The following is a 1,078-nucleotide window of genomic DNA, read 5'->3' as shown; positions in this document are numbered from 1 at the left end:
AACTCCCCAGCTCTTCACCACCTCGTCAGGGATGGAAACGCCGGGGCAGAAGTCGCTGCTGAATCGCTCTTTTCCTGAGCATACCCAGCGGTTCTTCCCTCCGGTGTAGGAGCGCATCAGCTTGTTTCCGCACTTTGCGCAGTAGAGCTGATCCTTATAAGGAAATGTCTCCATGGGCAGTTTCTTCTCCGGCTCCTGCTTTGGCAACTTCCGGACGCCGAGTGCCTTCTGGGCTTTCTCCCAGAGATCATTCGTCACGATCGGCGGATGATTCTCTTTGTAGTAGACCATGGTGTGTTCCCCGGTATTCTTCCTCTCCTTCCGGTGCTCATCCACGAAGTGCCTGAACTGTACGAAGTCGCCCTTGTACTCCTCGTTTCCCAGGATCCTGGCCACCGTTTTCCGGTAAAATCTGGCACCACTCTTGGTCCGTACTCCCTCCCCGTTCAGGTAGTTTGTGATCTGTGCGACCGTGAATCCATCGGCGGCCATCTCGAAAATCTCCAGCACACGGCCTGCATCCTGATCCGGCACGATCTCGCCGTCCTCGTTCTTCGTGTAACCGAACACCCTCTGGATCTGCTGGATGGGCTCCTGTACTTGTACCTTCCGCTGAATGGCCATCCTGGTCCCGAGCCGGTTTGCCTCACTCTCCGCCTGACCGAATGCGGCAAAGAGCGTCATGAGAAGCTCGCCGCCTTGTCCGAGCGTATTGATTCCCTGAAGCTCAAAGTACACCCCGATGCCGCGCTCCTTGAGAAGTCTTGTGGCATCCAGAACGATCCCAGTGTTCCGGGCAAAGCGGGTGATGGACTTTGTGATGACCAGCTCAAACTTCCCATCCTTTGATTCTTCGAGCATCTTCTGGAACCCGGGCCGTGCTGCCTTGAATCCGGAGATTCCGAAGTCGTAGTAGATCTCGACCAGCTCGTACCTTGGGTCCTCTCCGATGGTTTCCTTGTAGTGCGCGATCTGGTTTTCCAGTGAGTACTCCTGGTCCTCATGCTTGCTGGACACCCGGCAGTACACCGCTGTTTTGATCCGCTGATCCTGTGGGCGCTCTATGTGCGGAATCACG

At 55.9% G+C, this 1,078-nt stretch carries 1 protein-coding gene; it reads right to left on the bottom strand.

Features of this window, described 5'->3' with window-relative positions; genetic code table 11:
- The coding region (locus ACTQ1N_RS12655) for a recombinase family protein (protein WP_441957007.1) at positions 1 to 1,078 on the bottom strand (1,078 nt) is incomplete at both ends.

The organism is Porcincola sp. LCP21S3_C12, assembly GCF_052118625.1.
Lineage (GTDB): Bacteria > Bacillota > Clostridia > Lachnospirales > Lachnospiraceae > Porcincola.
The sequence above is the reverse complement of the archived record's forward strand: the minus strand, read 5'-3'. Positions and strand labels throughout refer to the sequence as shown.